Here is a 6679-nt window from a genome sequence, read left to right on the forward strand (position 1 = left end):
CCTCCGGCTGGTCGCGCTCCCCGAGGACGAGGACGCACGGCATGTCGAGTTCGCCGAGGCGGTCGTAGGCGGGCGGGTCGGGCACATGGTGGGGGTGGACGGCGAACCAGGCCGGGATCACCGACCTGACGTGCGCCGCCACCTCGGCGTCGTCCCCGGTGCCCGCGGCGGCCGACGTACGCATCACCAGCGCCACGATGCCGTCCATGTCGCCCGCCTCCGCGAGCCGCCCGACCTCGGCGACGAACTCCCGCGACACAAGGTCCTCGGCGCCGGTCACTCCCGGGACCACCAGCGCGAGGCCTGCCACCCGCGCGGGGTCGCGCAGCGCGAGGCTGATGGCCGTCGCGCCGCCCATGCTCGATCCCGCGAGGACCGCCCGGGCGACGCCGAAGTGGTCCAGGACCGCGATCAGGTCCTCGACCAGCGAGTACGCGGCGGTGGGCGCCGGCGACCTGCCGTACCCGCGCGCGTCGTAGTGGATCACCCGGTGCCGCTCGGTGAGGCGCGGCAGGACGGGCTGCCAGACCCGGGAGTCGCCGACCCCCGGGTGCAGCAGGACCAGTGGCAGGCCGTCCCCGCCGTCCGGCTCTCCCGAGTCGTGCGCCCAGACCTCGCCGTCCTTGACCGACACCATGGCATCCATGCCCCGAGTCTCCGGCGCCCCGGACACCGCCGCCAGGGGTGCCGTCCGACGAGGGCCCGAATAGGTACACCTGACGACCGGAACCCGTCGGGTCCAACGGATTCGGGTGCACCGAAGCCGGCCCAACGAAGCGGTGGCGCCACCCCGGAGACCACGTGTCTCCGGAGTGACGCCACCGTGGGCGCGAACCGCTGCTTCGAGGGGCTCCGCTACTTCAAAAGGGTCTCCGCCTCGCGGTCCGCCTTGCGGCGGATCGCGTACCAGCCGACGACCAGCGCCGCGGCCACGATCGGGATGAGGAACAGCGTCCTGCGGCCGACCTCCGGGTCCTTCCACATCAGGCAGAGCACGGCCAGCAGGAAGACGATCGTGACGATCTCCGTGACCGGGTTGCCGGGCAGCCGGAACTTCGGGCGTTCGAAGGCGCCCTCCTTGGAGCGGCGGACGAACGCCAGGTGGCAGATCATGATGATCACCCACGTGCTGATGATGCCCAGGGACGCCACGTTGAGGACGATCTCGAAGGCCTGGTGCGGCACGATGCTGTTCAGGCCGACGCCGAGGACGCCGACGCCCGCGGTGAGCATGATGCCGCCGTAGGGCACCTGGCTCTTGTTCATCTTCGCGGTGAACTTGGGCGCCGAGCCCGCCATCGCCATGGAGCGCAGGATGCGGCCCGTGGAGTACAGGCCCGAGTTCAGCGACGACATGGCCGCGGTCAGGACGACCAGGTTCATCACGTCACCGGCCGCCGGGACGCCGATCTTGGAGAGGACCGTCACGAACGGGCTCTGGTCGGCCGAGTACACCGATCCGGGGAGCAGCAGCGCGAGCAGGACGACGGAGCCGACGTAGAAGAGACCCACACGCCACATGATCGAGTTCACCGCGCGCGGGACGATCTTGTGGGGCTCGGCGGTCTCGCCCGCCGCGACACCGACCAGCTCCAGCGAGGCGTACGCGAAGACGACGCCCTGCATGACGATCACGACCGGCATCATGCCGTTCGGCAGGAAGCCGCCGTTGTCGGTGATCACGTTCAGACCGGGTGACTCGCCGCCGACCTTGTGCTGGGTGACCAGCAGGAAGATGCCGATGAGCATGAACGCGACGAGCGCCGCGACCTTGATGATCGCGAACCAGAACTCCATCTCGCCGAAGATCTTCACCGAGATGAGGTTGATGACAAGCACCACGGCGAGGGCTATCAGCGCGAGCACCCACTGCGGGATGTCGGTGAAGAAGCTCCAGTAGTGCGTGTAGAGCGCGATCGCGGTGATGTCGGCGATGCCGGTGGTCGACCAGTTGAGGAAGTACATCCAACCGGCGACGTACGCGCCCTTCTCGCCGAGGAACTCACGCGCGTAGCTGACGAACGAACCGGACGACGGACGGTAGAGCACCATCTCGCCGAGGGCGCGCACGACGAAGAACGCGAAGACACCGCACACGAGGTACGCGAGGGCGAGCGCGGGGCCCGCCGAGTGGAGGCGGCCGCCCGCCCCGAGAAAGAGCCCTGTGCCGATCGCGCCACCAATGGCGATCATGTTGACGTGACGGGCCTTGAGGTCCTTGCTGTAACCGGCGTCGCCCGCGTCCGCGGGGGCCTGCGGCGCATCTGTGCGGGATGCGTCCAGGGCGGCCGAATCTACGGCTTCCTTGCTCACGTGGGGGATCTACTCTCTGGTGCCCGGAAGAGCTCCGGGGTCCGGATGGTGCTCCGGCCCACGACACCCCTGACGCGCGCGGACCGACGGGACACCTTCCCTTATGGATCGCCGACCACGCGGTGGCACACGTCACATAGCGGGACTTCTCACATGCTGGTCAGGGGGTGTACAGAGCATCGATGACCTGCTCGTACTTCTCGCGGACGACGCGGCGGCGCAGCTTCAGGGACGGGGTCAGCTCGCCGGTCCCGGGGCCCCACTCCTCGGCAAGGAGGCGGTAGCGCTTGATCTGCTCGGTGCGGTTCAGGCGCGCGTTGGCCGCCTCGACGGCGCGGTCGATCTCCTCCCGTACGGCCGGGTGCGAGATCAGGCCACCGACGGACAGATCGCCCTCGATCCCCTGCGCGGCGGCCCAGACGGGCGCAAGCTCCGCGTCGAGGACGAGCAGCGCCACCAGGTAGGAGCGGCCGTCGCCGTGCACGAGGGCCTGGCCGATCAGCGGGTGCTCCTTGAGCGCGTTCTCCACGAGGGCAGGTGAGACGTTCTTGCCGGTCGAGGTGACGATGATCTCCTTCTTGCGGTCGGTGAGCCAGAGGTAACCGTCCTCGTCGATCCGCCCGATGTCCCCGGTGGCGAACCAGCCGTCCGCGTCGCACGCGCTGTCGACGCCGCCGTCGGGCCGCAGATAGCCGTCGAAGACCGTCGCGCCGCGGACCAGGATCTCGCCATCGTCGGCGGTGCGGATCTCCAGACCTTCGAGGGGGCGGCCCACCGAGCCGAGGCGGAACGCGTCCGGGGTGTTGGTCGTGACCACGCCGGAGGTCTCGGTGAGGCCCCACGCGTCCATGATCACCAGACCGAAGCCGGCCCAGAAGCGGGAGACGTCCAGGGGCATGGGCGCCGACGCGCTCGCGGTCCACACGAGCCGGTCGAACCCGGCGAGGGCGAGCAGCGGGTCGAGCACCTGCTCCTTCGCCCGCTCGTACGCGGCGCGCAGCTCGGCGGGCGGCTCCTCGCCGCGCTCGCGGCACGCCACGTGCGCGCGGGCCGTCTCGTTCGCCGCCTCGATGGCGCGCCGCCGCTCCTCGGGCAGCCCGGCGAGCGCGGCCTTCACGGACGCGGCGAGCTTCTCCCACACGCGCGGGACGCCGAAGAACTGGAAGGGGTGCAGCTCGCGTGCGGTGGCGGCCACCTGGGCGGGGTCCGCGCACAGGTGGACGTGGGCGGCGCGCAGCACGGGCAGGTAGATGCCGAGCAGCCGCTCCGCGATGTGCGCGAAGGGCAGGTAGCAGATGTGCCCGACGTGCTCGGGGAACTCGATGACGCCGTCAAGCGCGACGCCGCCCAGGAGGATGTTGCGGTGCGTGAGGCGCACGCCCTTGGGGTCGCCGGTGGTGCCCGAGGTGTAGACGACGGTGAGCGGGTCGGTCGGGCGGGTCTCGCGCCAGGCCTTCTCGAAGGTGTCGGGGTTGAAGAGGCGGCCGCCGGAGGCGTGCAGCGAGCCGTAGGTGCGGTGCTCCCCCGCCTCGGCGGGCTCCACCACGACAAGGCGCTCCAGCGGGGCCGTGGCGTCGGCCAGCAGGGGCTCCCAGCGCGGCAGTTCACCGGCGCCCTCGACGATCGCGAAGCGGGCGCGGCTGTGCCGGACGATGTGCGCGACCTGCTCGGGCGCCGAGGTGCCGTACACCGTGACGGGGACGGCGCCGAGGTGGGTCAGGGCGAGGTCGCTCAGCCAGTGCTCGGGGCGGTTGCCCATCATCATCAGGACGTGCTCGCCGCGCTCGACGCCGAGCGCGGCGTAACCGGCGGCGAGGACGGCGACCTTGCGCCGCGCCTCGCGCCAGGTGAGCGTGGTCCAGCCCTCCCCCGTGCGCCAGGAGAGCGCGGGCAGATCCCCGTGGTCCTCGGCGTTGCGGAGCAGCAGGGCGGGGAGCGTGAGGTCGGCGGGGTCGTCGGGGAGTCGCGGGAGCGTGGTCATGACCGCCTCCTGATGCCGTCGGCTGGCCGGAGGGTTTCACAACACTGGTGTGCCAGCAATACTGTTGGACCGGATTGACGCACAGGCGGCGCGATGTCCGAAGTGCCGGCCGGGGAGGGAGGGCGCCGCATGACGACCGACACCGAGAGCGTGCCGACGTACGCCGACGAGCCGACGCTCACGGTCGACGAGCTGGCCGCGCGCGCGGGCGTGACGGTCCGCACGATCCGCTTCTACAGCACCAAGGGCCTGCTCCCGCCACCGGCGATCGGTCCGCGCCGCGTCGGCCACTACGGCCAGGACCATCTGTCCCGCCTCGCGCTGATCGAGGAGTTGCAGCACCAGGGCATGACGCTCGCCGCGATCGAGCGGTATCTGGAGCAGCTGCCCGCGGACCTGAGCGCGCACGATCTGGCCATCCACCGTGCCCTGGTGGCCTCCTGGGCCCCGGACTCCGCCGAGGACATGGCCCTGGCCGAGCTGGAGCGCAGGGCGGGGCGCGCACTGGGCGAGGAGGATCTGGACCGGCTCGCGGCGATGAGCGTCGTCGCCCGGACGCAGACCCCGGGGACGTACCGCGTGGACCTGGGGCTGCTGCGGCTCGGGGTGCGGCTGCTCGACGTACCCATCGCGCACGAGACGATCCTGGCGGCGCGCACGGTCCTGATGGAGCACACCCGCTCGGCCGCGCACGAGCTGTCCCGGCTCTTCCGCGACGAGGTGTGGGGCGCCTGCCGCGAGCACGAGTCCGACCCGGAGCACGTGGCGGCGATGCGGTCGCTCTCGGCCCATATGCAGCCGATGGTGGTGCAGGCGCTGGTGACCGCCTTCCAGCGCTCCCTCAAGGGGGAGCTGCGGGAGTGGCTCAAGGAGAGCTGAGCCACCCCCGCCCGGTCCCGCTCAGGCGTCGCTGAACCTCTCGCCCCTCTCCGCCTTCTCGACCAGCAGCGCGGGCGGCGTGAACCGCTCTCCGTAGCGCTCGGCCAGCTCACGCGCGCGTGCCACGAAGCCGGGCAGGCCGCCCTCGTAACCGTTGATGTACTGGAGCACGCCGCCCGTCCAGCCGGGGAAGCCGATCCCGAGGATCGAGCCGATGTTCGCGTCGGCCACCGACGTCAGGACGCCCTCCTCCAGGAGGCGCACGGTGTCGAGCGCCTCGGAGAAGAGCATGCGCTCCTGCATGTCCTCGAACGGGATCTCGTACCCGGGCTTGGTGAAGTGCTCGCGCAGCCCCGGCCAGAGCCTGCCGCGCTTGCCGTCCACGTACTCGTAGAAGCCCGCTCCCCCGCTCCTGCCGGGCCGCCCGAACTCGTCGACCATGCGGTCGATGACGGTGTCCGAGGGGTGCCCCGCCCAGGTGCCGCCCGCCTCCTCGACGGCCTTCTTCGTCTCGTTCCGGATCTCGCGGGGCAGGGTGAGCGTCAACTCGTCCATCAGGGACAGGACCTTCGCCGGGTAGCCCGCCTGCGCCGCCGCCTGTTCGACGGAGGCCGGCTCGATGCCCTCGGCGACCATCGCGACGCCTTCGTTGATGAAGTGCCCGATGACGCGCGAGGTGAAGAAGCCGCGCGAGTCGTTGACGACGATGGGCGTCTTGTTGATCTGGCGTACGAGGTCGAAGGCGCGGGCCAGCGCCTCGTCGCCGGTCCGCTCGCCCTTGATGATCTCGACGAGCGCCATCTTGTCGACGGGCGAGAAGAAGTGCAGCCCGATGAAGTCGGCCTGGCGTTCGACGCCCTCGGCGAGCAGGGTGATCGGCAGGGTGGAGGTGTTGGAGCAGAGCAGCGCGTCCGGCTCGACGACGTCCTGGATCTCCTGGAACACCTTGTGCTTGAGCGAGGTGTCCTCGAACACGGCCTCGATCACGGCGTCGCAGCCCGCCAGCGCCTGCGGGTCGGCGGTGGGCGTGATGCGGGCGAGCAGCGCGTTCGCCTTCTCCTGGGTCGTACGTCCCCGCTGGATCGCCTTGGCGCAGAGCTTCTCGGAGTAGGCCTTGCCCCTCTGCGCGGCCTCCGCCGAGACGTCCTTGAGGACGACCTCGATGCCCGCGCGGGCGCAGGAGTACGCGATGCCCGCGCCCATCATCCCGGCGCCGAGCACGGCGACCTTGCGTACGGTCCGCTGCTCGATGCCCTTGGGGCGGTTCGCGCCGGAGTTGACGGCCTGGAGGTCGAAGAAGAAGGCCTGGATCATGTTCTTGGCGACCTGGCCGGTGACCAGCTCGGTGAAGTACCTGGCCTCGATGGTCAGCGCGGTCTCGAAGTCGACCTGGGAGCCCTCGACGGCCGCCGCGAGAATGTTGCGGGGGGCCGGGTAGGGGGCGCCCGCCGTCTGCTTCTTGAGGTTGGCGGGGAAGGCGGGCAGGTTCGCCGCGAACTTCGGGTG

5 protein-coding genes are annotated in these 6679 nt (G+C 70.7%); 1 reads left to right on the forward strand and 4 read right to left on the reverse strand.

The window, feature by feature from the left end:
• The 3 genes from GKQ77_RS24375 to GKQ77_RS24385 form a co-directional block, all read right to left on the reverse strand.
• Positions 1 to 646, reverse strand: a 646-nt coding sequence (locus GKQ77_RS24375) for an alpha/beta fold hydrolase (protein ID WP_258021873.1), incomplete at its 3' end; no start/stop codon positions are given.
• A 209-nt stretch (positions 647 to 855) separates the two neighbouring features.
• Positions 856 to 2313: an amino acid permease gene (locus GKQ77_RS24380; protein WP_219691074.1), complete on the reverse strand. Its 1458-nt coding sequence runs from the start codon at positions 2311 to 2313 to the stop codon at positions 856 to 858.
• Between the two features lie 160 nt (positions 2314 to 2473).
• Positions 2474 to 4294 (reverse strand): AMP-dependent synthetase/ligase, encoded by a 1821-nt coding sequence (locus tag GKQ77_RS24385; protein WP_219691075.1) that lies wholly within the window; start codon positions 4292 to 4294, stop codon positions 2474 to 2476.
• A gap of 150 nt (positions 4295 to 4444) precedes the next feature.
• On the opposite strand from GKQ77_RS24385, the gene GKQ77_RS24390 reads away from it, so the two are divergent.
• Complete coding sequence (locus GKQ77_RS24390) at positions 4445 to 5173, forward strand: MerR family transcriptional regulator (protein WP_219691078.1); 729 nt, start codon at positions 4445 to 4447, stop codon at positions 5171 to 5173.
• Between the two features lie 21 nt (positions 5174 to 5194).
• On the opposite strand, the gene GKQ77_RS24395 is transcribed toward GKQ77_RS24390, so the two are convergent.
• The coding region (locus GKQ77_RS24395; protein WP_219691076.1) for a 3-hydroxyacyl-CoA dehydrogenase family protein at positions 5195 to 6679 on the reverse strand (1485 nt) is incomplete at its 5' end.

The organism is Streptomyces anatolicus, assembly GCF_019400875.1.
GTDB classification, from domain to species: domain Bacteria; phylum Actinomycetota; class Actinomycetes; order Streptomycetales; family Streptomycetaceae; genus Streptomyces; species Streptomyces anatolicus.

Bases quoted from the DNA above. Each gene is read 5' to 3' on its own strand.
- GKQ77_RS24385 (WP_219691075.1), bottom strand. From the start codon at position 4,294: ATGACCACGCTCCCGCGACTCCCCGACGACCCCGCCGACCTCACGCTC.